Source organism: Streptomyces sp. NPDC051105, assembly GCF_040682795.1.
Classification (GTDB): domain Bacteria; phylum Actinomycetota; class Actinomycetes; order Streptomycetales; family Streptomycetaceae; genus Streptomyces.
Genome location: NZ_JBFBBR010000005.1, coordinates 173,069 through 196,960, shown reverse-complemented (window position 1 = coordinate 196,960; position 23,892 = coordinate 173,069). Strand labels below are relative to the sequence as shown.

Sequence of the window (23,892 nt, the reverse complement as noted above, 5' to 3'; positions counted from 1 at the left end):
TCACCGGCCCCTCCGTAACTTGTGCCAGCAAGCGCTTACTTGAAACGATTCATGCAGGCGTCGGCGACGCTGCGGGGAGGGGCCCGACTGTGGGAACGAGCAGGAATGTGGAGAGGCGGACCGTCCTGAAGGCGGCCGGGGCCTCGGCGGCCGCGCTCGGGCTCGGCGCGACGACAGGGTGCGGAGGCGGAAGCGGTTCCGGGGACGGGGCGGTGACGATCCGTTACTCGTGGTGGGGTGCCGAGGAGCGCGCCACGAAGATCAACCAGACCATCAAGCTCTTCGAGAAGAAGTACCCGAAGATCAAGGTCAAGACGGACTTCCAGACATATCAATCGTTCTGGGAGAAGTTCCAGACCCAGGCCGCCGGCGGAAATCCCCCGGACGTTTTCCAAAATGCCGTCACCTTTCTTCGGAAGTACGACAAGCGAGGAATTCTCCTCGACCTCAAGTCTCAGGTTCAGGCAGGCAATCTGAGCCTGGATCACTTCCGGGCCGACGTCACGAAGGTCGGCGAGGTCGACGGCAAGCAACTCGGGATCCCCGTCGGCTCCAACACCATGGCGCTCGTCATCGACAAGAAGGTCTTCGAGAAGGCCGGCGTCGAACCGCACACGGGCTGGACCTGGGACGACTACTTCAAGGCGCTGAAGACCATCCACGACAAGACCAAGGTCGCGGGGGACACCGGCTACTTCGCCATCATGTACCTCTACGACCTTTACCTGCGCCAGAACGGCAAGGCGTTCTACACCGGCGACGGACTCGGCTTCGACAAGGCCGACCTGACGGAGTGGTGGACCGACGGCTACAACCGGGTCAAGGCCGGTCTCGTCACCGACCCGAAGGTCGTCGCACAGGACCAGCCCAAGTCCTCCCTCTCCGCCGGCCACGGCGCCTCGGAGTTCACCTGGGACAACTTCACCGTGCGCTACTCGTCGGAGGGCGACAGCACCTACGGCCTCGCGCCGATCCCGACCATGGACGGCAAGCACACGGGGCAGTACCTCGCCTCCCTGATGCTGAGCGCCTCCGCCCGTACCGCGCACCCCAAGGAGGTCGCGCAGTTCATCGACTTCATGGTCCACGACCCCGAGGTCGGCAGGATCATGGGCTACGACCGGGGCATCCTCGCGAGCACCGAGCAGTACGCGGCGTTCAAGCCGACCGACACGGTGAACAAGGAGATCGCGCAGTACGAGGACGACACCGCCAAGGCGGGCGTCCTCGGCACGATCACCCCGCACCCCTCCGGTGCCGACACCATCGAGGCCGCCTTCCTGCGTATCGGCGGCGACCTCGGACAGGGCAAGACGAAGGTCGCGGACGCGGTGAAGCAGTTCTTCACCGAGTCCGATGCCGCCTTCCAGGCCTGATGGGGCGTGCCGTGACGCTCGTCAAGGACTCCCTGCCCGCAGCGCGCGGGACGCGTCCGGCCGCCTCCGCCACGACGGGGCGGCGGCCGGGCCGCAGGCGCGAGAACCTCGCCGGCTACCTCTTCATGTCCCCGTGGATCGCCGGCTTCCTGCTGCTGACCGCGGGCCCGATGGTCGCCTCGCTGTACTTCGCGTTCACCGACTACAACCTCTTCAACACCCCGAAGTGGGTCGGGTTCGACAACTTCACCACGATGTTCGACGACCCCCGCTGGCAGAAGTCGGTGGAGGTGACCGCGAAGTACGTGGTCATCGGCACCCCGCTGAAGCTGCTCCTCGCCCTGGGGGTGGCCCTGCTCCTCGCCCAGAGCCGGCGCGGCCAGGCCTTCTACCGGGCCGCCTTCTACGCCCCCTCGCTCATCGGCGCGAGCGTCTCGGTGGGCTTCGTCTGGCGGTCGCTGTTCTCCGACGACGCGATCGTGGACCGTACCCAGTCCTTCTTCGGCTGGCACGTCGGCGGCTGGGTCGGCAACGCCGACTGGGTGCTGTACTGCCTGGTCGCCCTGACCGTGTGGCAGTTCGGCGCCCCCATGGTCATCTTCCTGGCGGGACTGAAGCAGGTGCCGAAGGAGCTGTACGAGGCGGCCGAGATGGACGGGGCCGGGCCGTTCCGGAAGTTCTGGAACATCACCCTGCCGATGATCTCCCCGGTGCTGTTCTTCAACGTGCTCCTGGAGACCATCCACTCCTTCCAGATCTTCGGCTCGGCCTATGTCGTCTCCAACACGTACTGCGGTCCGGCCGACGCCACGCTCGTCTACACCTGCTACCTGTACCAGCAGGGCTTCCAGAACGCCCGGATGGGCTTCGCCGCCGCGATGGCCTGGATGCTGCTGCTCGCGGTCGCCCTGGTCACGGCCGTCCTCTTCTGGTCCCAGAAGAAATGGGTGCACTACGAGGAGGCCGCCCGATGAGTTCCCCCGCTCTCTCCCGGAAGCACACCGGCTCGCTCGCCTGGCACCTCGGCGCCCTGCTGATCCTCGCGGTCATCCTCTACCCGGTGGTCTGGGTGATCGGCGCCTCGTTCAAGCCCAGCAAGGACATCATCAACAGCCTCCAGCTGTTGCCGTCCCACCCGATCCTGTCCAACTTCAAGGGCCTTGCCGACGGCATCGCGGACATCTCGATCTGGACCTTCTTCCAGAACTCGCTCTTCTACGCGCTCGGTGCCGTCGTCGGCGTGCTGATCTCCTGCTCGCTCACCGCCTACGCCTTCGCCCGGATCCGCTTCGCCGGCCGCAATCTGCTCTTCTCCCTGATGATCGGCACCCTGCTGCTGCCGTACCACGTACTGCTGATCCCGCAGTACGTGGTGTTCCAGAAGCTGGGCTGGATCAACACCTACACCCCCCTGCTGATCGGGAAGTACCTCGCCACCGAGGCCTTCTTCGTCTTCCTGATGGTGCAGTTCATGCGGAACCTGCCCCGGGAACTGGACGAGGCGGCCCGGCTCGACGGCTGCGGGCACTTCCGCATCTACTGGTCGATCGTGCTGCCGCTGTGCCGGCCCGCCCTGATCACCAGCGCGATCTTCACCTTCATCAACGCCTGGAACGACTTCATGGGTCCGCTGATCTACCTCAACGAGCCCGGCAAGTACACGGTCTCGCTGGGCCTGATGATGTTCCGCGACTCCGACGGCGTGGCCGCCAACTACGGCGGGATGATCGCCATGTCCCTGGTCGCGCTGCTGCCCGTGCTGCTGTTCTTCCTCGCCTTCCAGCGCTATCTGATCGACGGAATGGCGACCTCCGGACTGAAGGGCTGAGGCCGTGGCCGACGACGTACGGGGGAAGTCCGCCGCCTTCTCCGACGACGTACGGGGGAAGTCCGCCGCCTTCTCCGACGACGTACGGGCGAAGTCCACCGCCTTCTCCGACCGGTTCGGCGTCTTCGCCGAATGCCTCCTCACCGGCGTGTGGATCGCCGTCGCGTCCCTGGGGGTCATCACCTACCCGGCCGCCTTCGCCGCCGGCGCCCGGCACCTGCGCCGCCGTACCGGCCAGGTGGGCGGCGGCTGGCGGGAGTTCGTCGAGGACTTCCGGATCGCCCTGCGCGGCGGCTGGCTGGTCGGGCTCGCCGGGTGGGGTGCGGTCGCCGTCGCCTGGGTGGACGTCCAGGCCGTGCGGGCCGGGCTGCCGGGCGGGCCGCTCGTCGGGGCCGTCGGTCTGTTCGCGGTGATCGGCCTCGCCGTGGCGGGGCTGCGCGCGGCGGCCGTATGGGCGCCCGGCGACCGCTGGCGCGCCCTGCTCGCGGCGGCCGGTCGGCGTACCGTCCTCGACCCCGGCGGATCCTTCCTGCTCGTCGGGGGAGCGGTCCTGGTGGCCTGTTCCGCCCTGCTGATCGCGCCGCTGGCGGTGCCCGTGCTGGGCGCCGTCGCGGCGGCGGCCGTCGCCGTGGAGGAGCGCCTCCGGCGCCGCCGCTGACCGGCCGCGCACCAGGGGCGCCGCCTCCGGCGTCGCAACTCTCTCTGTCATGCACCTGATAACCCGCATGCGTACGGAAAGGAAGGGCGGACCATGTCTCCCATCCCCCGCAGGTCCCTTCTCAAGGCGGCCGCCGTCGCCGGTGCCGCCGCCCAGTTCAGCTGGGCGCTGGGCGCCAAGGACGCGCAGGCCGCGCCCGGAGCCGCGGCCGCCGACGCGGACCCGGTGACCCTGGACTGGCTGGAGGACGGCGGCCTCGGCGCCGCGCCCGGCTCGACCGTCGGGGTGCCCTGGCCGATGGGCGCGTTCCAGGAGGACCAGACCTTCGCGCTGACGGACGAGGACGGCAAGGACGTGCCCGTCCAGTCCTGGCCGATCGGCTACTGGCCGGACGGCTCCCTCAAGTGGACCGCGCACGCGGTGAGTTCGGGCAACGGCAAGCTCACGCTCGTGGCGGGCGACCCGGCCGCCCCCGCGCAGAAGGTCACCGTCGACAAGAGCGGCGGCACGATCGACGTGTCCACCGGCGTGATCGGTGTGAAGATCGGCAAGAACGGCTCGACGCTCGTCAAGTCGGTCACCCGCGGCTCGACGGAGATCGCCAGGAACGGGCGGCTCGTCCTCATCCGCCAGCCCGAGATCGAGGACGAGGACCAGGGCACGGTCAAGACCGAGCGCTTCAACGGGGCGATCGACGCCGTGACCGTCGAACAGGAGGGTCCGGTCCGCGCGGTCGTCCGCATCGACGGCAAGCACCGCAAGGGAAGCCGGAGCTGGCTGCCGTTCTCGATCCGTCTCTACTTCTACGCGGGCGCGGACTCCTTCCGGATGGTCCACACGATCACCTACGACGGCACCCAGGAGCCGGGCAAGGCGAGCGGTGACTTCATCCGCGGGCTCGGCGTGCGCTTCAGCGTGCCGATGCGCGACGAGGCGTACGACCGGCACATCCGCATCGGCGGCGAGGGAACCGGCCTGCTGCGGGAGGCCGTCCAGGGCATCACCGGGCTGCGCCGGGACCCGGGCGCGGCCGTGCAGGCGGCCCAGTACGCGGGGGAGAAGCTGGCCGACCCGTCCACCTGGGACCAGCGGGTGACCACACGGTTGCAGTACATCCCGCACTGGGGCGACTACACCCTCGCCCAGCTCTCCGCCGACGGCTTCACCCTGCGCAAGCGCACCAGGAAGGGGTACGGCTGGATCGCGGCCGGCGGCGGCAGACGGGCCTCCGGGTTCGGTTACGTCGGCGGGGCGAGCGGCGGACTCTCCTTCGGCCTGCGGGACTTCTGGGAGAAGTTCCCGGCGCAGCTCGACATCCGCGACGCCCACACCGACACGGCCGAGGTCACCCTCTGGCTCTGGTCGCCCGAGGCCCAGCCGATGGACCTGCGCTTCTACCACGACGGCATGGGCCAGGACACCTACGCCGAACAGCTCGAAGGCCTCAACATCACCTACGAGGACTACGAGCCGGAGTTCGGCACCCCGTACGGCATCGCCCGCACCTCCGAACTCCTCTTCTGGGCCAACGAGTCGACCCCCTCGCCGGACGCCCTGGCCGAACAGGTCCAGGCCGTAAGGACGTTGCCGCAGCTCACCGCCCCGCCCCGGCAGCTCATCAAGGCCAAGGTCTTCGGCCCCGGCCTCTACTCCGAGCCCGACCGCTCCACCGCCGCCAAGGCGAAGATCGAGGACCACCTCGACTTCCTCTTCGCCTACTACAAGGACCAGGTGGAACAACGCCGTTGGTACGGCTTCTGGGACTACGGCGACTTCATGCACACCTACGACACCGTGCGCCACCAATGGCGGTACGACGTCGGCGGCTACGCCTGGGACAACTCCGAGCTCTCGCCCGACCTGTGGCTCTGGTACGCGTACCTCAGGAGCGGCCGCTCGGACATCTTCCGGTTCGCGGAGGCACTCACCCGGCACACCGGTGAGGTCGACGTCTACCACCTCGGCCAGTGGGCCGGCCTCGGCACCCGGCACGGCGTCCAGCACTTCGCGGACAGTGCCAAACAGCAGCGCATCTCCAACACCACCTACCGGCGCTTCTACTACTTCCTCACCGCCGACGAACGCGTCGGCGACCTCATGGCCGCCAACGTCGACTCCGACGAGACCTTCCTCGTCCTCGACCCGCTCCGCAAGATCCGCACCGACCCCTACACCCCCGACCGGCACGCTCTCTCCATCGGCTTCGGCACCGACTGGAGTGGCCTCGTCTCGGCCTGGCTGACCGAGTGGGAGCGCAAGGGCCCCAAGTGGGAGAAGGCCAGGGCGCGCGTGCTGTCGACCATGGAGGGCATCGCCGCCCAGCCCAACGGATTCGTGCAGGGCAGCGGCCTGTACGACCTCGACACCGGCAAGTTCGCCACCGCCGCCACCCCGGTCGTCTCCGTGTCCCACCTCTCGGCGGTCTTCGGCCTCAACGAACTCTGCGCCGAACTCATCTACCTGACCGACATGCCCAGGTTCAACGAGGTGTACTTCGACTACTGCCGCTACTTCAACGCCACCAAGGCCGAACAGGCGGCACGCTACGGCGCCAACTTCGGCACCCTGCTGCTCTTCCAGGGCCACTCCCGGCTCGACGCGTACGCCGCCGTGCAGACGGGTGACGCGACGCTCGCCAAGCGCGCGTGGACGAAGTTCTACAGCTCCGACGGCTATACGGAGTCCTCGCCGTGGAAGACCGAACCGCTCTCCGGGCCGGTCACTCTGGTGGCGGGCAGCGAGGCGAGCTGGGTGTCCTCCAACGACACCGCGCTGTACGGGCTCGCGGCCATCGAGAACCTCGCCCTGCTGGGCGACAGGATGCCGTCGTAGCAGGTGAGAGGGGGAGCGCCGTCGCACGGGCGGCGGCGCTCGCACCCAAGAGTGTGGTCCAGGTCACTCCCTGCGGCATGAGTACGCGTACTCAGATCGATTAGGTGGGCAGACTCCGCCCATGGACTGGACCCACTACCGCTTCCGCAGCCTGTGGCCGTTGCCCGCCGAGTGCGCCGCCGTCTACCGGGCCCTCGAGCGGGTCGAGGACTACCCGCTCTGGTGGCCGCAGGTGCGTGCGGTCACACGGCTGAACGACACCACCGGCATCATCACCATCCGCTCGGTCCTGCCGTACGACATGACGTTCACCGCACGCGAGATCCGGCGCGACCCGGCCGCCGGCGTGCTGGAGATCGCGATGAACGGCGACATCGAGGGCTGGGCCCGCTGGACGGTCACCGCCGACGGCAGCGGCACCCTGGCCCGCTACGACCAGGTCGTCGACGTCGGCAAGCCGCTGCTGCGCCGACTGGCCGTCCCCGGGCGGCCGTTCTTCCGCGCCAACCACCGGCTGATGATGTGGTCGGGACGGCGGGGACTGTGCAGGCACCTGCAAGCGGTTTGAACGAAGCCCGCCGGTCCCTGTATCGTTCACTGCGTTCCCGGGCGATTAGCTCAGTGGGAGAGCGCTTCGTTCACACCGAAGAGGTCACTGGTTCGAACCCAGTATCGCCCACCACCGGGAAGGCCGGTCCGCCTGTGCGGACCGGCCTTATTTGTATGGGCCCGGCCGAATGGTGGACCCGCCGGCCCGCACCCGCCTGCCCATCGGCGCGCCGCGGTCAGGTGTGCCTAGGCTGTCACCGCTGCGGAAAGGTGGTGCCATGGACGCTGATTCCGGGATCAGGGCCGCGATCGACGAGCATTGGCGGGCATCGGAACGCGGGGACGTCGAAGCCGAGCACGCCGTCTACGCCGACGACGCGATCCTGGACTACCCGCAGTCGGGGGAGCGCTTCCGGGGGCGCGAGACGATCGCCGCGCAACGCGGCGGACACCCCGCCGACCGGCACTTCACGGTCCGGCGAATCACCGGACACGCGGGGGTGTGGGTGAGTGAGTGCGTCATCACCTACGACGGCGTGCCCTCGTACTCGGTGAGCATCATGGAATTCGCCGACCGGCATGTGGTGCACGAGACGCAGTACTTCGCCGGGCCGTTCGGCTCACCGGCCTGGCGGGCCGCGCTCGCCGAGCCGATGCCGGGGCGGACCATCACGAGGGCCTGACGGCCGGCCTCGCGGATCGGTCAGCCGGGCGGCCCAACGTCGCCGGCGGTGTCCGCAGTGTCCGTGGTGTCTGTGGCGTCCGTGGTGCGGAAGCGTGCCCGGTAGGTCCCCGGCGTGATGCCGAGGTTGCGTGTGAAGGCCCGGCGCAGCGACTCCGGTGAGCCGAAGCCGGTGCGCCGGGCCACCGTGGCCATGGGGTCGTCGCCGCCCTCCAGCATCGCCTGGGCGGCTTCCATGCGCATCCGCTCGACATAGCGGGCCGGGGTCGTGGACATCTCGTCGCGGAACAGGCGCGTCATGTGACGCGGACTCACACCCGCCCGGCGCGCCATGGCCGACAGGGTGTGGTCGGCGGACGGGTCCTCGGCGACCGCGTCCAGGACCCGGCGCAGCATCTCCTGCCGCACGAGCGGAGTCCGGGTGCGGACGCTGAACTGCGACTGGCCTCCCGGTCGCTGCATGAACACGACCATGTCCTTGGCCACGGCCCGGGCGACATCGGCGCCGAAGTGCTCCTCCACCAGGGCCAGTGACAGATCGATGCCCGAGCTGACGCCCGCCGAGGTCATGATGTGGCCGTCGCGCACGAACAGCGGGTCGGCCGCCACGGTCACCCGCGGGTACCGCAGGGCGAGCTGGTCGGCGAAGCGCCAGTGCGTGGTCGCGGTGCGCTCGTCGAGCAGTCCGGCGGCGGCGAGCAGGAAGGCACCGGTGCAGATGGACACCGTACGGCGGCTACGTGCGTCGAGCGCCCGCACGGTGTCCAGCAGGGCGTCGTCCTTGACGAGGGAGGGCCACTCGGGGCCGCCGGGGATGACCAGCACGTCGCTGACATCCTGCGCCTGCGCGGCAGGCAGATCGACGCTCAGGCCGGTGCCGGACGCGGTGGCCACGTCGGCGCCGTCCGGGGACACCGTGCGCACGCGGTAGCGGCCGCCGAAGTCGTTGGCCGACGAGAACACCTCGATCGGGCCGGTGACGTCGAGCAGGCGAACGCCTGGGAAGAGCAGCACGGTCACCAGCAGGGGTTTCCCGCCTGACGCTCTGTCCTTCATCGTGCGCCTCCTAGCCGGACGGACTCGCTCCACAGTAGGCCCGGTGGGTTTGATTACCCAATTCACCTGACCGGGCGGTGCCCCGATGTCCTGGAGTGAGGGCGTCCTGGCACGTGCTGCGCTGTGGCGGGATCAGTGCAGCGCCCTACCTTCGGAAGCGCCAACGGGCCGACGGTCTCGGCCGCGACCCGCGAGCTGCCGGGCGTGGACGGGCCGGTCGGCCCGTCACCGCCGCCGGTCGGAGGCGGTGACGAACCCCGACACGAGAAGAGAAGGCGCTCCACGCCGTGGCACCCCACTCCAGTACCAGCCCAGCGATCCCGTCCCAGGACGGCTCGGTTCCGGGAGTTTCCGGACGTACCCGGGGCCGGCCGGGCGGGGCCCACGGCACCCGGAGAGGGCGGCTCGGTCCCGGTTGGTTCGCGGCCGTCATGGGCACCGGGATCGTGGCCGGCGCGGCTGCCACCCTGCCGCGGACCTTTCCCGGGCTCGGGGTGGCCGCCACGGTGGTCTGGGCGGCGGCCGCGCTGCTGCTGATCGTGCTGGGCGCCGGGTATCTCGGGCAGCGGATGCTGCGCGTGCACGCCGGTGATCCGGTGCTGGCGCAGTTCTTCGGGGCGCCACCGATGGCGCTGCTCACCGTCGGGGCCGGGACGCTGCTGCTCGGCCGGCGGCTGATCGGGGAGCGGGCGGCGCTGGACGTGGACTGGGTGCTGTGGTCCGCCGGCACGGTGCTCGGTCTCGCCACCGCCTGCGCGGTGCCGTACCTGATGGTCACCCGGCACCGTTTCACGCCGGACGCGGCGTTCGGCGGCTGGCTGCTGCCGGTGGTGCCGCCGATGGTCTCGGCCGCGACGGGCGCGCTGCTCGTCCCGCGGGCGCCGGCCGGGCAGCCGCGGCTGGCCCTGCTGCTGGGCTGCTACGCGATGCTCGGCCTCGGGCTGGTGGCGGTCCTGCTGGTGCTGGCCATGGTGTACAGCCGTCTGGTGCACCACGACGCGCCCAGCGGTGCGACGGTGCCCACGGTGTGGATCGGCGTGGGGGCGCTGGACCAGGCGGTGACGGCGCTGGGCGCGCTGGCCACGGCGGCGCCGAGCACGCTGCCGGCCCCGTACGCGCGCGGGAGTGCGGTAGCGGCCCTCCTGGGCGGAATCGGGATATGGGGCTTCGCCACGCTGTGGCTGGTGCTCGCCACGGCGCTGACCGTGCGGGAGGTCCGGCGGGGGCTGCCCTTCGCGCCCACCTGGTGGTCCTTCATCTTCCCGCTCGGCGCCTGCGTCACCGGCACCAGTGCCCTCGCCGCCCGTACCGGCTCTGAGCTCTTCGTGTGGAGCGCCGTCGTCCTGTACGCGCTGCTCGTCGTCGCCTGGGCGGTGGTGGCCTGGCACTCCTTGCGGCACGCCGTCCGCCGGTGACACCGCCCCGGCGCCGTGCCGGGTGCGTCCACCGGAGGGCGCTCCCCGCCCGCGGGCGTCAACCCGCCGCGCGAGACGGCGTCCGGGGGGGTGCCGTGGCGAGCGGCCGGAGCACGGTCGCCGCCACGGCGGCGAACACGACGGCCCAGAACCCCGCGGCGACCCACACCTCCCAGCGGCCGGCCGTGGACATCCAGGAGGTTCCGGCGGCGCGTCCCAGCTCGTGGGTGGTGACCGCGTACATGCCGACCGGGAAGACGAGGTTCCACCAGCCGAGTTCGTAGCGCAGCGGAACGCGGCGCACGGCGTGCCGCCACACGCCCAGAGCCAGCAGGAGCGGGATCAGCCAACTGGAGAACGACCACAGGACCACGGACGACCCCAGGACGACCGGACGCGACAGCAGCAGGCTGCCCGGCGGAAGCGAGACCAGCCGCACGCCGGCGAGCACGGCGATCGCCGCCGCTCCCATGAAGATCCAGACCGACGTCATGAGAGTCTTCGGCTGCACCGGCCGGACCAGCAGTCTCGCCAGCACGATCCCGGCGGTCAGCAGGTACTGCATCAGCCCGACGGCCCAGCACACCACCGCCAGCACGGGCAGCACGTGTCCCGGCGTCACCCGTGCCAGCGCGGCCGCCGCGACGGCCACCGACTCCGAGGCCACCGCCCACAGGAACCAGGTGCCGTTCACCTGGTCGAGCGCCGGACCGCGCCGCGTGGTGGTGATGAGCGCGAGCGGAATGCCGTAGTCCAACACCAGCCACACCAACGCGCCGAACGCCAGGAACGCTCCGGCCACCGCGGTGCGGCCGTCCAGGACGAAGCGTGCGGCCAGCACGTTGGCGGAGATGGCGAGCGTGAGGAAAGCGAAGGTACGAGGCCCGAGGAGATCCGCGACGAACCGCTGCCGGTGGCGCAGCAGCCGCAGGCCGTAGGCGGGCACCAGGACCGCGAAGCCGGCCAGGGCCACCCAGAGCAGTGCTGTGGAGAGGGCGTCGGCACCGTTGGCGTACAGGCAGGTGGAGACGATGCCGGTGCCCATGACGAAGGCCAGCGCCCCCGCGTTGACGTCGGCCAGGGCGGCGAGAGCGGCTGCCCGGTGCCCAGGCGGGCGCCTGCCGGGATCGGCGTCTCCGGCATCGGGACGGTCGGTGCCGGGACGTTCGGTGTCAGGAGGGTCGGCATCAGGACAGTCGGCATCGGGACGTTCGGTGTCAGGGGCGCCGTGGTCGGTGAGCCACTCGGCGAGTACCGCGGCATGACTGTGGTCCGTGTCCTGAGCTGCGGTCAGCAGAGTGAGGCTGGTGTGCTCGGCCAGGTCCCGTAGCCGGGCGGCCGCCCTCCGGTGCTCAGGATCGTCCAGCTCGGCCAGGTACCGGCGACGGAACTCACCGAACCGGCGGGGGTCCTGGCCGTACCAGCGCTGCAGTTCGGCGGACGGCGCGACATCCCGCAGCCATTGGTCGAGAGGCGCGTCCCGCCGGTCGATGCCCTCCGGCCAGGCGCGGTCGACCAGCACCCGCTCGGCGCTCCCGCCGCCCTCGGAAGGCGGTTGCCCGTGGATTCCGCGACAGACGATCTGTTTGGCCATGGCATACGCTCCGGCGGCTCTTGCGGTAAGTGCATTCTAGTGGAATGTCCATTTCATGTATGTCCGGACGTTTTGTGAGGGGTGTGCGGGCCGGTGTCCTGATCCGAGGGCCTCGTGTCCGTTCGGCCCGCGATCGGTGTCGTACGGCGCCTGGTTGTGATGGTCCGGCCGCGGGTTCGCGGCCCGAGGAACCGCCTCCCGGAGCGACATGAGCGACATGAGCGACAGTGATCCGTCGGACACCACCCGGCGGCAGTTGCCACCGATCCTGCTGACCCTGGGGCACCTGCACGGCGAGCTGCGGTCGCTGCACGGGCTGTCGCTCCACGGTTATCTCATTCTCGGTGCCGTCGCGGAGGCCGGGGGCGGCCCCGTGCCCGTTGCCCGGCTGACGGCCTTCCTCCGGGAGTCGGGAAGCCGGATTACCTCTCTTCTCAAGGGTTTGCAGGCGGCCGGACTCATCGAACGCGATCGACGTGCCGGAGACCGCAGGACGGTCGAGGTCACCCTGACCGACGCCGGACACGCCAGGTTCGCCGACGCCGAAAGGACCGCTCAGGCGCTGCTGCGCAGCCGTCTCGCCCCTGGGCCGTGGTGAGCCGGACCGGCGTCGCCGGATGCCCGCGGGGTGGACATGCCGGCCGCGAGCGGCGGAGGTACGGTCGGGGGACGGCATGGATGCGGACCTCTCAGCCGACGAACAGGCCGGCGCCCGAGACACGCCCGGGAGGGCCCATGGCTCAGCAAGCGAACATCGCCGCGCAGACCGCCTTCGGAGAGGCCGTCGTCTCCGGTAACCTCGACGCCCTCGACGAGATCGTCGCCCCCCACTCGATCGACCACGATCCCGCCCCCGGACAGGGGCCGGGGCCCGAGGGGTACAAGGACATGTTCGGCGAGTTGCGCGAGGCCTTCCCCGACTTGAACGTCCAGGTGGAGCATCTGCTGGCCACCGACGACGAGTTGGCCTTCGCCTACGTCATCAGCGGGACGCACCTGGGGCCGCTCATGGGGCGACCGGCGACCGGCAAGAAGGTCAGCTACCGAGGCATGCAGATCAGCCGCTTCGACAGTGATGGCAAGCTCGTCGAACGCTGGGGCAGCAGCGACGAACTCGGCATGCTGCGGCAACTCGGCCTCGCCGCGCTATGAAGCCGTGAAGCCGTGAAGCCGTGAAGCCGTGAAGCCGTGAAGCCGTGAAGCCGTGAAGCCGTGAAGCCGTGAAGCCGTGAGGCCGTGATGTGGCGGGGCGCCGGATGGCCGGCGCCCCGCCCCTCAGGCTGCCGTCGGCAGTTCCGGCCGTAGTGGCCAGTAGGTGTTCACCGTCTCCGGTGTGCCGCTGCGCGCGAACCAGGCCTGAAGCCCGCGCGCCTGCGCCGCGTGCCACGTCGTCTGCAACGTGTGCAGCTCGGCGGGGCTCAGGCGCTCCAGCCGGGCCGCGAAACGGCGGCCCAGCGCCCGTACCAGATCCAGTGAGGCCAGTGCGTCGGCGGCCGCGTCGTGCGCGCCCTCCAGGCTGACCTCGTAGTGCGCGCAGAGGTCGGTCAGGGTGCGGCGGCCCTTGCGGTAGCGGTCCAGATGCTTGTCCAGGACCCGCGGATCGAGGACGAGCAGGGGGCTCGCCTCGAACCAGCGGTCCAGTGCGGACGCCCGGTGCCGCCGCAACTCGCGGTCCAGGAGCGTCAGATCGAACGGCGCGTTCATCACCACCAGCGGGCGGTGCATCGCCGCGTGCTCGGCCAGTTCCTCGGCTATCTCGTACATCACCGGCGCCGGCCAACGGCCGTTGTGCTGCAGGTGTTCGTCCGTCAGCCCGTGCACCGCCGTCGCCGCTTCCGGCACCGGTATGCCCGGGTTCACCAGCCAGCGGGTCACCCGGGGTCGGGTGCCCGGGGCGTCCTGGACGACGACCGCGGCGGACACGATGCGGTCGGTCTCCACGTCCACGCCCGTGGTCTCCGTGTCGAAGGCCGCCAAGGGCCCCTCGTACCAGCACGTCATGCCAATACAACTCCTCGTTCACCCACGGCAGCTGACGTTCCGTCTTCTGCCCGTTTGGTGATACCCGGGCCGTTTGCGGCGTACGCCGGAAGGACACAACAGGAGTGCGGGTCTTTGCAGTTCAGCGGCCCGCCACGGGGAAACTCTTTGGCTGGGAAGGCTATTGGTCATGGCGATAGCGCAGCCCGAGCGGGGCGGGCTGCTGCCCGAACGCACGGGCCCCCATCGCGGCACACTCGCCACCACCGCCTGCATGGAGACTCTGCAGGTGGGTTATCTGCACGCCGTCGCAGCGGCGGCCGGCTGCTCGCTCTCGCAGCCGTTCCCGGACAACGGCATCGACTGGCACGTCAGCCACGGCTCGCCCGGGCACACCGTCGACGACGAGGTGACCATCAAGGTGCAGCTCAAGTGCACGTACCAGATCGCACCCAACCCGCCGGGACGTTTCTTCTCCTTCACGCTGGACAACGACCACCTGCGCAAGCTCGCCCGCACACCGGTGTCGGTGCACAAGATCCTCGTGGTGATGCTGGTTCCGCGCTCCCAGGACGACTGGCTGCGCGCCAGCCACGACCGGCTCGATCTGCGCCACTGCTGCTACTGGGTCAACCTGGCAGGGCACCCGATCACCGGCCGGAACCGCACCACCGTGCGGATTCCGACCTCGCGCGTCTTCGACGACCGGGCGCTCTGCGAGATCATGACGCGGGTCGGGACGGGAGGACGACCATGAGGCACCGTCCGTACGAGGAGCAGCTGAGGGAAGTCCGGCCGCATCCGGTGGACCCCCACTGGAACCGTCCTCCCGAGCCCACCGAGGTCGACCCCGCGGTGCTCGGCGCCCTGCTGCGCCGGCACGGCTGGCAGCGGCGCGGCGGAGCCCCGGGACGTTACGGCCGCTGGACCCCGCCCGGGCCGGGCAACACCGGCACCAGCCTGCTCGTACCCGAGAGCCGCGCCTTCCCGGACAGTGACGACCTGCTCGGGGAAGCGCTCACGGCTCTCGTGCGCAGCGGCACTCCCGCCGCGCGTGAGGTGCTGGTCGGGCTGGCGGTGCCCAGCGACGAGATCCGCTGGTGGCGGGATGTGCCGAGCGGGCCCGCGGACGTCACGCCCTGGACGGTCGAGGAACAGCTGCGCACCGCGGCCCGGGGGACCCTGCTGGCCGGCGCGCTCGCCACGCGCGCGCGTGCCGGTTACTACGGCGCCCGGCACAAGCGTGCGGCCGCCGCCCTGCTGGAGTCCGTCCTCGTCGGCTCGGCGGAGGGCGGCCGCAGCCTGACCGCCTTCGTGCCCGTCGGCACCGGGCGGCCCCTCGCCGTCCGCCTCCACCAGGCCCTGTACGCCGCCCGCGAGGCCATCGACTACCAGCGGGCCACCGGCGGTATGGACGCCTTCGACGGAGCAGTCGAGGCAGGTGTGAGCCGCGAACTCACCGACGCCCTGGTCACGCTCGTGCGCGGCACCGAGGGTGCCCGGATCTCCGTCGGGTGGGCACCGGGCGCCGGGGTCCCCGACGACTGCGCGGCCACCGCGGAGCCCGTCGAGTTCTCACCCGGCGACCTGCCCGTGCTGCGCGAGGCCGGCGCCCGCTTCCTGCGCGACGAACCCTCCGTACCGGTCCGGATCACCGGCACCGTGGTCCGGATGCGCCGCTCGGAGCCGCGCGGCGAGGGCGCGGTACGGCTGCGGGTCATCGCCGGCGCCGAGGTGCCGTACGTCCGGGTCACCCTCGACGAGGAGGACTACCGGATCGCCGGGCAGGCCCACCTCGTCGGGCTCCCGGTGCGGGTGCACGGGCGGCTGGAGAGCCGGGGCGGGTTCCGGCGGCTGTCCGGCGCCTCCGGGGTCGTACCGGTGCAGGTGGACGAGGCCGAGCGGGACCGTCTGGTGAAGTCGCTCCAGGAGAACCTCGACTTCTTCGAGGAGGCGTGCAGCGGGGAAGACTGCGACTGACCGCGGACTGTCGGTGACCGTTTAGCGGTCGGTGGGGCCGGGTCGGTACGATCCGGTATTGCGCGCGCTCCGGGTATGGCGCCGCATTCACCTTCAGGCAGGAGAGACCGGTGTCAGACGTCCGTGTGATCATCCAACGCGATTCCGAGCGGGAAGAGCGCGTGGTGACGACGGGGACTACGGCCGCCGAGCTCTTCGCCGGCGAGCGCTCGATCATCGCCGCGCGTGTGGGCGGTGAGCTCAAGGACCTCGCGTACGAGGTGAAGGACGGCGAGACCGTCGAGGGTGTCGAGATCTCCTCGGAGGACGGTCTGGGCATTCTGCGGCACTCCACCGCGCACGTCATGGCGCAGGCCGTCCAGGAGCTCTTCCCCGAGGCCAAGCTGGGCATCGGCCCGCCGGTCAAGGACGGCTTCTACTACGACTTCGACGTCGAGAAGCCCTTCCACCCCGATGACCTCAAGGCCATCGAGAAGAAGATGCAGGAGATCCAGAAGCGCGGGCAGAAGTTCTCCCGCCGTGTGGTGACCGACGAGGCCGCCCGCGAGGAACTGGCGAACGAGCCGTACAAGCTGGAGCTGATCGGCCTCAAGGGCTCGGCGTCCAGCGATGACGGCGCGGACGTCGAGGTCGGCGCCGGTGAGCTGACGATCTACGACAACCTGGACGCCAAGACCGGCGAGCTGTGCTGGAAGGACCTCTGCCGCGGCCCCCACCTGCCGTCCACCCGCCTCATCCCGGCGTTCAAGCTGATGCGCAACGCGGCCGCCTACTGGCGCGGCAGCGAGAAGAACCCGATGCTCCAGCGCATCTACGGCACCGCCTGGCCGTCCAAGGACGAGCTCAAGGAGTACCTCGACTTCCTCGCCGAGGCCGAGAAGCGCGACCACCGCAAGCTGGGCAGCGAACTGGACCTGTTCTCCATCCCCGAGCAGATCGGCTCCGGGCTCGCCGTCTTCCACCCCAAGGGCGGCGTCGTCCGCCGGGTGATGGAGGACTACTCGCGCCGCCGGCACGAGGAGGAGGGCTACGAGTTCGTCTACACCCCGCACGCCACGAAGGGGAAGCTCTTCGAGACGTCCGGGCACCTGGACTGGTACGCCGACGGCATGTACCCGCCCATGCAGCTCGACGAGGGCGTGGACTACTACCTCAAGCCCATGAACTGCCCGATGCACAACCTGATCTTCGACGCGCGCGGCCGCTCCTACCGTGAACTGCCGCTGCGGCTCTTCGAGTTCGGGACCGTGTACCGCTACGAGAAGTCGGGCGTCGTGCACGGCCTGACCCGGGCCCGCGGCTTCACCCAGGACGACGCGCACATCTACTGCACCAAGGAGCAGATGGCGGAGGAGCTCGACAAGACGCTCACCTTCGTCCTGAACCTGCTGCGCGACTACGGCCTCACCGACTTCTACCTGGAGCTGTCCACCAAGGACCCGGAGAAGTTCGTCGGCTCCGACGAGGTCTGGGAGGAGGCCACGGAGACGCTCCGCGCGGTCGCCGAGAAGCAGGGCCTCCCGCTCGTCCCCGACCCGGGCGGCGCCGCCTTCTACGGCCCGAAGATCTCCGTGCAGACCAAGGACGCCATCGGCCGCACCTGGCAGATGTCGACCGTGCAGCTCGACTTCAACCTGCCCGAGCGGTTCGACCTGGAGTACACCGCCGCCGACGGCTCCAAGCAGCGCCCGGTGATGATCCACCGCGCCCTGTTCGGCTCCATCGAGCGGTTCTTCGCGGTACTCCTGGAGCACTACGCGGGCGCCTTCCCGGCATGGCTGGCGCCGGTCCAGGCGGTCGGCATCCCGATCGGCGACGGACACGTCGAGTACCTGCAGAAGTTCGCGGCCGAGGCCAAGAAGAAGGGCCTTCGGGTCGAGGTCGACGCGTCGTCGGACCGGATGCAGAAGAAGATCCGCAACGCCCAGAAGCAGAAGGTGCCCTTCATGGTCATCGCGGGCGACGAGGACATGACGGGCGGCTCGGTCTCCTTCCGGTACCGCGACGGCTCGCAGGAGAACGGCATCCCGTTCGACGAGGCCATCGCCAAGATCGCACAGGTGGTCGAGGAGCGGACCCAGGTCTGATCCCACCCGGCGTCGAGGGGCCCTCGGAGATCAGTTCTCCGGGGGCCTCTTCTCCGTCCCGCCCGCCAGCGCGTCCTCCTCGCCCTCCAGGGCGAAGCGCTGCAGCAGCATCGAGGAGAACGAGCCGGTGACCGCGCCGAGCAGGGCGACCCCGCAGGCCATCAGCCCCGCCGCGATGGTCCGGCCGAGCGTGGTCACCGGGGTGACGTCCCCGTAGCCCACGGTCGAGAGGGTCGAGCAGGTCCACCACACGGAGTCGCCGAAGGTGCGGATCGTCGCGTTGGGCGCACCACGCTCCGCCTGGTAGACGGCGAGTGCACCGGCGAAGCCCAGCAGGGCGATCGACAGGGTCGCGTAGGACATCACGCGGGCCTGCAGCGCGAGCCGGGGATGCCCGTGCCTGCGCTGCATCGCCTCGTAGGTGCGCACGATCCGCACCGGCCGCATCAGGGGCAGCAGCAGGACGAGCGTGTCCAGCCACTGCCGACGTACGAAGCGCGGGCCCTCACCGCTGATCCGCCAGCGCACCGCGTAGTCGACGGCGAACAGCGCCCACGTCCCGTAGGTCAGCGACAGGAACAGGTCGTGTACGGTCCTGGGCAGTCCGGGCGCCAGCACACGCACCGCGTACGCGCCCAGGAAGACCAGGGACGCGATGCCGAGCGGAAGGTCCGTCCCCCGCTTCCAGCGGTCCAGGCGGCGGTCGTCGTCCATCCGCCCAGCTTCGCCGCCGGCCGGCTTCCCCTGGCCCCGGCGACACGCCGCGAACGGGCGAAGCAATATGCTGCCTAGCATGACGAGTGAGCCGGAGCAGCAGATCGGAGTGGGGACGCAGGACGCGTTCCAGCGCCTGTGGACGCCCCACCGGATGGCCTACATCCAGGGCGAGAACAAGCCGAGCGGCCCGGGGGCCGACGACGGCTGTCCCTTCTGCTCGATCCCGGCCAAATCCGACGAGGACGGTCTGGTCGTCCGGCGCGGCGAGCACGTCTACGCGGTGCTCAACCTCTACCCGTACAACGGCGGCCATCTGATGACGGTCCCGTACCGCCATGTCGCCGACTACACGGACCTGACGGGCCCGGAGACGGCCGAACTGGCCGAGCTGACCAAGCAGGCGATGACCGCGCTGCGCACGGCGTCCGGTGCCCAGGGCTTCAACATCGGCATGAACCAGGGCGCGGTGGCCGGCGCGGGCATCGCGGCCCACCTGCACCAGCACATCGTCCCGCGCTGGGGCGGCGACACGAACTTCATGCCGGTGGTGGGCCACACGCGGGTGCTGCCGCAACTGCTGGCCGACACCCGCAAGATGCTGGCCGAGGCCTGGTCGGCGGGGGACTGAGCAGCCGGTCGGGCAACCGAGGGCGAGGGCCGGTCCGCTCCCCGCGCTCCCCGTCCAGCCGGACTCCCCGTGGGTCGGTGCCGAGGCCGTACCGGCCGGAGAGGTGGGGCCGGGACGCCACCCCCCGGCCCTCGCCCCTTCGGCCGGACCGCCGGAGGCCTACGCGTCGTACTTGTCCGCCTTCTTCGGTGACGCCTCCTGGACCGATCCGCTGAGCGCTCCCGCCCGCGAGGTGAACTTGTCGATGTCGACGTCGTGCTCCTTGAGGACACTGAGCGCGGCCCGGTGCACGGCACGGAGTATCGGCGTGGCCGCGCGCAGCGCGTCGTCGGCCATGAAGCGATGGTCCCAGGGCTGGTCCGCCCAGGCGTGCCGCAGACCGAACGGCTCGGGCAGGCCTATGGAACCGCCGAGCCACTTCAGCAGCGGCGGGTACCAGCTGATGGTGGCACGGGCGGTGAGGCGGACCACCTCGTCGGCGGTGACCAGCGGCAGCTTGACGGTCCGGGTCTCCCAGAACCGCACGGTCTTGGCGACCGTCTTGGTCGGAGCCTCCGGCTTGCCGGTGAACAGGCCGTTGACCGGGCCCAGGGCGTGTCCGGTGACCTCGATACGGAGGGTCTCCTTCAGTACGGTCACGGTCGCCATCATCGTGATGATCAGCTCGCCGTTCCACAGATACGGCCACTGCACGCCCAGGTAGTGGCGTTCGCCCTTGTCGAAGTGGTTGCTGTTGCAGATCCGCTCCACGTCGGCGGGCCCCACCTTGTAGTCGGTCCCCTCGGGCCTGGACACCGCCTTGGCGTCCGCTCCGACATGGGTGACGATCCAGTGCTTGACCTGGGGCTCCGGGAAGCCGCCGGTCTTCAGGTGCTGCCGGTGCAGCACGCTCAGCTCCTTCTCGATCTCCCGGACGACCGTCCAGGCCCGGAACTCGTGGACGCCCTTGACCGGGTCGAGGGGGACCAGTTCCTCCGCGAGCACCCAGGAACCCCAGCGGGTGCCCATGCCGAGTATGCCCTTGGAGCCGGCGTAGAAGACCGCGTTGGACTGCTGCTCGGCGCTGAGCCGGGCCAGCGACTGGCGCAGCTGCTCGGCCGCGGCCTGGTCGGGACTGGTCGGCACCGCCTCGGGGACCTTCGCGCCGACGCTGCCGCCGGAGAGCAGACCGCCCCAGGCGCCGCGCAGGTCGTTCGCGGTGCGCTCGCAGAGCCGCTTGGCCAGGTACCAGCCGACGACGGGGAGCACGATGCAGCCGCGCGCGTACCAGCCCCAGAAGCCGGTGAGCGGCATCCGGATCAGGAAGATCACCGCGAGCACGCCGACGGCGGCCAGCAGGGCGCTGCCGAGCCCGGAGACCCGCTTGTCGCCGGCCTTCAGCATGGACGCGCGGAGCTGGAAGACCAGCAGCCAGACCACCAGGCCAGGCAGGAACAGCACGCCGCACAGGAACATGACGGCGGTCAGGCGCTTGTCGCGTTCCTTGCGGATGCGGTTGGCGGCGAGGCAGTGCTCGACGACCACCTGGGGTTCGCTGCCGAAGGACTGGATGAGCGGTTTGCGGCCGACGCCCAGCATGCGGTCGATGACCGCCTGGGAGTACGCCTCACCGAAGTTGGGCCGGAAGATCTTCGCCCACTTGCGGCCCTCGTTGACCGTGGACTGGTGCCACTCGTTGTCGGCCTTCTTGATCTCCTCCATCGGTGTGTCCCGGTAGGCCGCCGAGGCCAGGGCGTAGGTCGGGGCCTGCGCCTCGCCGCCCGGCCTGGGCACCTGTGGCCCGAAGAAGTCCTCGAAGCTCATTCCCGCCCCCACTTGCCGCCGTCCCGCTTCTGCGGCCTTCCCGACTTCCGTACTCCGCACACCTGTTGATCAGGTACTCAGAGTATCCCCGGCCACCGACAACCGTCGGCGGACGGCCGAAGCCGTCCGCCGAACACCTTTGTCGTCGACCGTGACACCTTGTCGCCCACGACGGCCACGACGACTATGACGCCTATGACGACTATGACGTCTATGAAGCCAACTACGAGGCTTCCTTCACCTGTTCGCGAATCTTCTCGGCGATCTGCGGGGGCATCGGCTCGTGACGGGCGTACGAGCGGCTGAAACGCGCCGTGCCGTGCGACAGGGAGCGCAGGTCGACCGCGTACCGGCCGATCTCGAACTCCGGCACCTCGGCCTTGATCAGCGTGCGCCCGCCGCTGGTCTGCTCGGTGCCGAGGACCCGGCCGCGCCGCCCGGACAGGTCGCTCATCACCGCGCCCACGTAGTCGTCGCCGACCAGCACGGACACCTCGGCCACCGGCTCGAGGAGATGGATCCGGGCATCCGCCGCGGCCTCCCGCAGTGCCAGCGCGCCCGCCGTCTGGAATGCGGCGTCGGAGGAGTCCACCGAGTGCGCCTTGCCGTCGAGGAGGGTGACCCGCACGTCGACGAGCGGGTAGCCGGCCGCGACGCCCTTGGCGGCCTGGGCCCTGATGCCCTTCTCGACGGAGGGGATGAACTGCCGGGGCACGGCGCCGCCGACCACCTTGTCGACGAACTCGATGCCGGAGCCGCCGGGCAGGGGTTCCACCTCGATCTCGCAGATGGCGAACTGCCCGTGCCCGCCGGACTGCTTGACGTGCCGGCCGCGCCCCGCGGACCGGCCGGCGAACGTCTCGCGCAGGGACACCCGGTGCGGTACGACGTCGACCTGGACGCCGTACCGGCTGCGCAGCCGCTCCAGGGCGACGTCCGCGTGCGCCTCGCCGAGGCACCACAGGACGACCTGGTGCGTGTTCGGGTTCTGTTCGAGCCGCATGGTCGGGTCCTCGGCGACCAGACGGGACAGGCCCTGCGAGAGCTTGTCCTCGTCCGCCTTGCTGTGCGCCTGGATGGCCAGCGGCAGCAGCGGGTCGGGCATTTCCCACGGCTCCATGAGCAGCGGGTCGTCCTTGCCGGAGAGGGTGTCCCCGGTCTCCGCGCGGCCGAGCTTCGCCACACACGCGAGGTCACCGGCGATGACATGGGTGACCGGGCGCTGCTGCTTGCCGAACGGCGTGGACAGGGCACCGATCTTCTCGTCGACGTCATGGTCCTCGTGGCCGCGGTCGGCGAGGCCGTGCCCGGAGACATGGACCGTCTCGTCGGGGCGCAGGGTGCCGGAGAAGACCCGGACCAGCGAGACCCGGCCGACGTACGGGTCGGAGGCGGTCTTCACCACCTCGGCGACCAGCGGCCCGCCCGTGTCGCACGGCTTGATGTCGCGCGGCTCGCCGTCGATGGTGGTGACCCCGGGCGTGGGGTGCTCGAACGGGGTCGGGAACCCGCCCGTGACCAGTTCCAGCAGTTCCACCGTGCCGAGCCCCTGGCGGGCGCCGTCGGTGGCCGGGGCGGCGGCCAGCACGGGGAAGAACGCCCCGCGTGCCACGGCCCGCTCCAGATCCTCGATCAGCGTCTCGAGGTCGATCTGCTCGCCGCCCAGATAGCGGTCCATGAGCGTCTCGTCCTCGCTCTCCGAGATGATCCCCTCGATGAGCCGGTTGCGGGCCTCGTCGATGTCCGGCAGCTGGTCGGGCCCGGGCTCGGACTCCTTGCGCTCCCCGGACGAGTAGTCGAACAGCTTCTGCGTGAGCAGCCCGACAAGACCGGTCACGGGGGCGTGCCCGTCCGGCCCCTGTGGGCCGTGCAGCGGCAGGTAGAGCGGGAGTACGGCGTCGGGGTCGTCGGCGCCGAACGCCTCGGCGCACACCCGGGTCATCTCCTCGAAGTCCGCGCGGGCGGCCTCCAGGTGCGTGATGACGATCGCCCGGGGCATTCCGACGGCCGCGCACTCCTCCCACACCATCCGGGTCGAGCCGTCCACCCCGTCCGAGGCCGAGACGACGAAGAGGGCCGCGTCCGCCGCGCGCAGACCGGCCCTCAGCTCACCGACGAAGTCGGCGTATCCCGGGGTGTCCAGGATATTGATCTTGATTCCGTTCCAGTCGACCGGTACCAGTGACAGCTGTACGGAGCGCTGCTGCCGGTGCTCGATGTCGTCGTAGTCCGAGACCGTGCCGCCGTCCTCCACCCGGCCCGCCCGGTTCACCGCTCCCGCGGTCAACGCGAGAGCCTCCACCAATGTGGTCTTGCCCGATCCGGAGTGGCCGACCAATACCACATTCCGTACGGACGCGGGGTGGTCGGCCGCTGTTGCCCTGCCGGCGGCTCCGGGGTGTTCCTTGACCTTGTCGCCCATGGCCTTGCCTCCCGTGCACGGTGAGGTCTGTGTGGGCGCGGGCGAGCATGCCGGGCCGCGTGCGGCGGCGGCTCCGATGACGCCCGCGGTTATTCGAGCTTTCCACTCCCGTCACGGTGCGTCCATACGAAGGACGTGATCGTGCCCCCGAGCCCCTCCGCGAGCCCCTCGCCGAGCCCCTCCGCGCGCCGCCACCGGTCCCTCCCGCGAGTGCCCGGCCGTCGCACACACGCGCGCGTGGCTACGATGGGCCAGCCGGGGTGGCCAGCAGGGGCCGCACGGCGC

Annotated in this window: 20 protein-coding genes and 1 tRNA gene; 15 read left to right on the top strand and 6 right to left on the bottom strand. The window is 70.3% G+C overall.

Going from position 1 to position 23,892, the window contains the following annotated elements; genetic code table 11:
- The first annotated feature begins 89 nt into the window (after nt 1-89).
- From AB0N16_RS14480 to AB0N16_RS14445, 8 genes are all read left to right on the top strand, one after another.
- Nucleotides 90-1,376, top strand: coding sequence for an extracellular solute-binding protein (locus tag AB0N16_RS14480; protein WP_365796520.1), 1,287 nt, complete (start codon nt 90-92; stop codon nt 1,374-1,376).
- An 11-nt stretch (nt 1,377-1,387) separates the two neighbouring features.
- Nucleotides 1,388-2,350: a sugar ABC transporter permease gene (locus AB0N16_RS14475; protein ID WP_365796518.1), complete on the top strand. Its 963-nt coding sequence runs from the start codon at nt 1,388-1,390 to the stop codon at nt 2,348-2,350.
- Entirely contained in the window at nt 2,320-3,204 is an 885-nt protein-coding gene (locus AB0N16_RS14470; protein ID WP_365796516.1) for a carbohydrate ABC transporter permease, read from the top strand. Before AB0N16_RS14475 ends, AB0N16_RS14470 begins: the two co-directional genes overlap by 31 nt.
- A 4-nt stretch (nt 3,205-3,208) precedes the next feature.
- The gene (locus tag AB0N16_RS14465) at nt 3,209-3,862 is read left to right on the top strand and encodes a hypothetical protein (RefSeq protein ID WP_365796514.1); all 654 of its coding nucleotides are present in this window, start codon (nt 3,209-3,211) and stop codon (nt 3,860-3,862) included.
- 93 nt (nt 3,863-3,955) lie between these two features.
- Complete coding sequence (locus tag AB0N16_RS14460; protein WP_365796512.1) at nt 3,956-6,694, top strand: Tat pathway signal sequence domain protein; 2,739 nt, start codon at nt 3,956-3,958, stop codon at nt 6,692-6,694.
- Nucleotides 6,695-6,815: 121 nt separating this feature from the next.
- Entirely contained in the window at nt 6,816-7,262 is a 447-nt protein-coding gene (locus tag AB0N16_RS14455) for an SRPBCC family protein (protein ID WP_365796510.1), read from the top strand.
- A 39-nt stretch (nt 7,263-7,301) separates the two neighbouring features.
- A tRNA-Val gene (locus tag AB0N16_RS14450) sits at nt 7,302-7,376 on the top strand.
- 145 nt (nt 7,377-7,521) lie between these two features.
- Nucleotides 7,522-7,926, top strand: a complete 405-nt coding sequence (locus tag AB0N16_RS14445; RefSeq protein ID WP_365796508.1) for a nuclear transport factor 2 family protein — start codon at nt 7,522-7,524, stop codon at nt 7,924-7,926.
- Nucleotides 7,927-7,946: 20 nt separating this feature from the next.
- On the opposite strand, the gene AB0N16_RS14440 is transcribed toward AB0N16_RS14445, so the two are convergent.
- Complete coding sequence (locus AB0N16_RS14440) at nt 7,947-8,981, bottom strand: GlxA family transcriptional regulator (RefSeq protein ID WP_365796506.1); 1,035 nt, start codon at nt 8,979-8,981, stop codon at nt 7,947-7,949.
- 287 nt (nt 8,982-9,268) lie between these two features.
- Here AB0N16_RS14440 and AB0N16_RS14435 point away from each other — a divergent pair, with 287 nt between their 5' ends.
- Nucleotides 9,269-10,396, top strand: a complete 1,128-nt coding sequence (locus AB0N16_RS14435; RefSeq protein ID WP_365796504.1) for a TDT family transporter — start codon at nt 9,269-9,271, stop codon at nt 10,394-10,396.
- A gap of 58 nt (nt 10,397-10,454) precedes the next feature.
- On the opposite strand, the gene AB0N16_RS14430 is transcribed toward AB0N16_RS14435, so the two are convergent.
- Nucleotides 10,455-11,990: a DUF488 family protein gene (locus AB0N16_RS14430; protein ID WP_365796502.1), complete on the bottom strand. Its 1,536-nt coding sequence runs from the start codon at nt 11,988-11,990 to the stop codon at nt 10,455-10,457.
- Between the two features lie 208 nt (nt 11,991-12,198).
- Between AB0N16_RS14430 and AB0N16_RS14425 the strand changes: the two genes are divergently transcribed.
- Nucleotides 12,199-12,588: a MarR family winged helix-turn-helix transcriptional regulator gene (locus AB0N16_RS14425; RefSeq protein WP_365796500.1), complete on the top strand. Its 390-nt coding sequence runs from the start codon at nt 12,199-12,201 to the stop codon at nt 12,586-12,588.
- Nucleotides 12,589-12,725: 137 nt separating this feature from the next.
- Complete coding sequence (locus AB0N16_RS14420) at nt 12,726-13,142, top strand: ester cyclase (RefSeq protein WP_365796498.1); 417 nt, start codon at nt 12,726-12,728, stop codon at nt 13,140-13,142.
- A 123-nt stretch (nt 13,143-13,265) separates the two neighbouring features.
- Here AB0N16_RS14420 and AB0N16_RS14415 read toward each other — a convergent pair whose 3' ends face one another.
- Nucleotides 13,266-13,991: a 3'-5' exonuclease gene (locus AB0N16_RS14415; protein WP_365796496.1), complete on the bottom strand. Its 726-nt coding sequence runs from the start codon at nt 13,989-13,991 to the stop codon at nt 13,266-13,268.
- A gap of 169 nt (nt 13,992-14,160) precedes the next feature.
- Here AB0N16_RS14415 and AB0N16_RS14410 point away from each other — a divergent pair, with 169 nt between their 5' ends.
- The 3 genes from AB0N16_RS14410 to thrS all read left to right on the top strand — a co-directional run bounded on the left by AB0N16_RS14410 (nt 14,161) and on the right by thrS (nt 18,037).
- On the top strand, nt 14,161-14,727 hold the full coding sequence (locus tag AB0N16_RS14410) for a DUF4365 domain-containing protein (RefSeq protein WP_365796494.1): 567 nt from the start codon (nt 14,161-14,163) through the stop codon (nt 14,725-14,727).
- Nucleotides 14,724-15,950 (top strand): hypothetical protein, encoded by a 1,227-nt coding sequence (locus AB0N16_RS14405; protein ID WP_365796492.1) that lies wholly within the window; start codon nt 14,724-14,726, stop codon nt 15,948-15,950. The genes AB0N16_RS14410 and AB0N16_RS14405 overlap by 4 nt, the downstream gene beginning before the upstream one ends.
- A 110-nt stretch (nt 15,951-16,060) precedes the next feature.
- Complete coding sequence (gene thrS / locus AB0N16_RS14400; protein ID WP_365796490.1) at nt 16,061-18,037, top strand: threonine--tRNA ligase; 1,977 nt, start codon at nt 16,061-16,063, stop codon at nt 18,035-18,037.
- 30 nt (nt 18,038-18,067) lie between these two features.
- On the opposite strand, the gene AB0N16_RS14395 is transcribed toward thrS, so the two are convergent.
- Nucleotides 18,068-18,751, bottom strand: coding sequence for an ion channel (locus AB0N16_RS14395; RefSeq protein ID WP_365796488.1), 684 nt, complete (start codon nt 18,749-18,751; stop codon nt 18,068-18,070).
- Nucleotides 18,752-18,818: 67 nt separating this feature from the next.
- Here AB0N16_RS14395 and AB0N16_RS14390 point away from each other — a divergent pair, with 67 nt between their 5' ends.
- On the top strand, nt 18,819-19,382 hold the full coding sequence (locus AB0N16_RS14390; protein WP_365796486.1) for an HIT domain-containing protein: 564 nt from the start codon (nt 18,819-18,821) through the stop codon (nt 19,380-19,382).
- 159 nt (nt 19,383-19,541) lie between these two features.
- Here the strand turns inward: AB0N16_RS14390 and AB0N16_RS14385 are convergent, their stop codons facing one another.
- Both AB0N16_RS14385 and AB0N16_RS14380 read right to left on the bottom strand, forming a co-directional pair.
- The gene (locus tag AB0N16_RS14385) at nt 19,542-21,185 is read right to left on the bottom strand and encodes a hypothetical protein (protein ID WP_365796484.1); all 1,644 of its coding nucleotides are present in this window, start codon (nt 21,183-21,185) and stop codon (nt 19,542-19,544) included.
- A 223-nt stretch (nt 21,186-21,408) separates the two neighbouring features.
- Entirely contained in the window at nt 21,409-23,607 is a 2,199-nt protein-coding gene (locus tag AB0N16_RS14380) for an elongation factor G-like protein EF-G2 (RefSeq protein ID WP_365796482.1), read from the bottom strand.
- Nucleotides 23,608-23,892 lie beyond the last annotated feature (285 nt).

What these genes read in the sequence shown, in the direction of transcription:
- AB0N16_RS14470 (WP_365796516.1), top strand. Translation starts at nt 2,320, where the DNA reads ATGGGTGCACTACGAGGAGGCCGCCCGATGAGTTCCCCCGCTCTCTCC.
- AB0N16_RS14460 (WP_365796512.1), top strand. Translation starts at nt 3,956, where the DNA reads ATGTCTCCCATCCCCCGCAGGTCCCTTCTCAAGGCGGCCGCCGTCGCC.
- AB0N16_RS14455 (WP_365796510.1), top strand. Translation starts at nt 6,816, where the DNA reads ATGGACTGGACCCACTACCGCTTCCGCAGCCTGTGGCCGTTGCCCGCC.
- AB0N16_RS14445 (WP_365796508.1), top strand. Translation starts at nt 7,522, where the DNA reads ATGGACGCTGATTCCGGGATCAGGGCCGCGATCGACGAGCATTGGCGG.
- AB0N16_RS14440 (WP_365796506.1), bottom strand. Translation starts at nt 8,981, where the DNA reads ATGAAGGACAGAGCGTCAGGCGGGAAACCCCTGCTGGTGACCGTGCTG.
- AB0N16_RS14430 (WP_365796502.1), bottom strand. Translation starts at nt 11,990, where the DNA reads ATGGCCAAACAGATCGTCTGTCGCGGAATCCACGGGCAACCGCCTTCC.
- AB0N16_RS14425 (WP_365796500.1), top strand. Translation starts at nt 12,199, where the DNA reads ATGAGCGACATGAGCGACAGTGATCCGTCGGACACCACCCGGCGGCAG.
- AB0N16_RS14420 (WP_365796498.1), top strand. Translation starts at nt 12,726, where the DNA reads ATGGCTCAGCAAGCGAACATCGCCGCGCAGACCGCCTTCGGAGAGGCC.
- AB0N16_RS14415 (WP_365796496.1), bottom strand. Translation starts at nt 13,991, where the DNA reads ATGACGTGCTGGTACGAGGGGCCCTTGGCGGCCTTCGACACGGAGACC.
- AB0N16_RS14410 (WP_365796494.1), top strand. Translation starts at nt 14,161, where the DNA reads ATGGCGATAGCGCAGCCCGAGCGGGGCGGGCTGCTGCCCGAACGCACG.
- AB0N16_RS14405 (WP_365796492.1), top strand. Translation starts at nt 14,724, where the DNA reads ATGAGGCACCGTCCGTACGAGGAGCAGCTGAGGGAAGTCCGGCCGCAT.
- AB0N16_RS14395 (WP_365796488.1), bottom strand. Translation starts at nt 18,751, where the DNA reads ATGGACGACGACCGCCGCCTGGACCGCTGGAAGCGGGGGACGGACCTT.
- AB0N16_RS14390 (WP_365796486.1), top strand. Translation starts at nt 18,819, where the DNA reads ATGCTGCCTAGCATGACGAGTGAGCCGGAGCAGCAGATCGGAGTGGGG.
- AB0N16_RS14385 (WP_365796484.1), bottom strand. Translation starts at nt 21,185, where the DNA reads ATGAGCTTCGAGGACTTCTTCGGGCCACAGGTGCCCAGGCCGGGCGGC.
- AB0N16_RS14380 (WP_365796482.1), bottom strand. Translation starts at nt 23,607, where the DNA reads ATGGGCGACAAGGTCAAGGAACACCCCGGAGCCGCCGGCAGGGCAACA.